This is a genomic window from Streptomyces sp. MB09-02B, from assembly GCF_033794485.1.
Taxonomy (GTDB): domain Bacteria; phylum Actinomycetota; class Actinomycetes; order Streptomycetales; family Streptomycetaceae; genus Streptomyces.
Window position 1 is genome coordinate 1 of the sequence record NZ_JARGEE010000769.1, and the last position, 2,078, is coordinate 2,078.

1 protein-coding gene is annotated in these 2,078 nt (G+C 72.2%); it reads left to right on the plus strand.

Going from position 1 to position 2,078, the window contains the following annotated elements:
* Positions 1-1,817, plus strand: a 1,817-nt coding sequence (locus P1P70_RS43865) for an RICIN domain-containing protein (RefSeq protein ID WP_319247985.1), incomplete at its 5' end; no start/stop codon positions are given.
* Between the last annotated feature and the right edge of the window lie 261 nt (positions 1,818-2,078).

Sequence of the window (2,078 nt, forward strand, 5' to 3'; positions counted from 1 at the left end):
CTTTTCCGCCCGCCCCCGGCCCGGTGCCCGGAGAGTCCGACGAGACTCTCGCCGCCCGGCTGAGGGGATGGCCGGAGGGCGGAACAGGCGATCCCGTTGCCCTGTTGATGGCGCGGCACTGGCAGTCGACCTACGACTACGCGGCGATCTGCCTCGCCACCCAGTCGCAGGTCGCCTCGATGGTCACCGCCACCGCCTTCCACCGGGTGCTCGACGGGCTGATGCGGGGTGAGTCGGGTGTGGCCCTGCGGCCCCGGCTGCTGGTGGCCGCGCGCGACACGGTCAAGGAGTGGTCCGCGGAAGGAGGCGTCTCCGGCGTGCTGCCGGATCTGCGCAAGCCCGCCGGTGGGCGCGGTATGCGGGCGGCGAAGTCCATGACGCCCGAAAACCGCAAGCTGATCGAGCGCTCATTCCAGGCCCTCCCCGCGGTCGCCCAGTGCCTGCTGTGGCACACCGAAGTAGAAGCCGAAACGATAACCATACCCACTGGTCTGCTGGGGCTGGACGCCGACAGCGCGGTCGCCACCCTGGAGCAGGCCCGCGACAAATTCCGTGAAGGCTGCGTCCGCGCCCACCGGGAACTCGCGCCGTCCAAGGATTGCCGCTTCTACAACCGGCTGCTGGACGTGCCCATTCGCCGGGGCGGTGCTCTACTGCCGGACGTCCAGCAGCATCTGCTGGAGTGCCGGTACTGCCGTTACGCGGCCGAGCAACTCAGCCATTTCGAGGGCGGACTGGGCGGGGTCATCGCCGAAGCCGTCCTCGGCTGGGGCGCCCGGCGCTATCTCGACTCCCGGCCCGGCCGGATGCCGCAGAAGGGCACGTCCAGACGTCCGGGGAGCGGCGGCCGTCACCGGCTGCTCTCCCAGATCCCCGCGCAGCGCCGCCGGCTGACCTCGGGAGCACGCAACCCCCGGGCCCTGATCACCGTAGGCGTCTCCTCGGGCGCCCTGCTCGCGGCCATCCTGGGCGCCGCGTTCCTCTCGGACGACGGCAGCGGGGCGGACCCCACCGCCTCCACCAGTGCCACCGGGGGCGTCGCCACGGCGCCGGACACCGGCAACGAGGCCACGAGGGGCAGCGCTTCGCCGACCCCGCCGGCCTCGGCCGGACGGCCCACGGCACCCCAGCAGACCCGGTTGCGCAACCAGGCCGCCGACCTGTGCCTCGACATCCAGGGCGGCAAGGCGGTCAAGGGTGCCTCGACCGAACTCGCGGTGTGCGACTCCGGCTGGACCCAGAAGTGGTCCTACGAGGAGGACGGTCTGCTGCGCAGTGTCGCCAACCCCGAGCTCTGCCTGGACTCCCAGGTGGACGCCGGTGTCGTCGTCCTCGGCAAATGCGCGGGCGAACACTCTGAGCGCGGTGACGACGTCCGCTACGACTTCACCGTCCAGGGCGAGTTGCTGCCCCGGTGGGGCGAAGGGCTCGCCATGGCCCCCATCGACTCGGAGCCCAAGTCGGACGTCGTCGTCAAGGTCCGGGACAACTCCACCAAGCAGCGCTGGCTCACCGACGGGGTGACCGCCAGCCCCGAGTCCCTCTCCGTCTCCGGCTCCGAGGCACCGACGCCCGAGACCGAGCCGGTCTCCGAGGAACCGGACGCCGGCGAGGACTCCCCGGCGCCGGGACCACAGAAGCCGGACACGCCGACGCCGGACGCGACGCCGGAGGCGGAGGCGGAGGTCGAGCGGGGCGGGTCCGTGCTGGCCGTACACGACGAGGGCGCTGCGGAGGGGGGTAGGGGGCAGGAGAGTCCCTTGACCCCGCTGACGTCCGTCGATGTTCCGACGCTGTTGACGGGCCTCGGGTTGTAGGGGGCGGGGGAGGCCGTCGTTCGGGTGCGGGTCCGGCGGGGCTTCTCGCGCAGTTCCCCGCGCCCCTGAAAAAGCGGGGCTGCGCCCCTGCTTTTTCGCCCCGAGATGGCCGTAGGCCTTTCAGGGGCGCGGGGAACTGCGCGACCAGCCCCCACCGGACGGACGCCTGGGGGTCGAAGGGGCGCAGCCCCTTGCCGAGGATGGGACGGGTAGGGGCGGCGGGGGCGCAAGCCCGCGTCAGAAACCCCCGCCGACCAGACT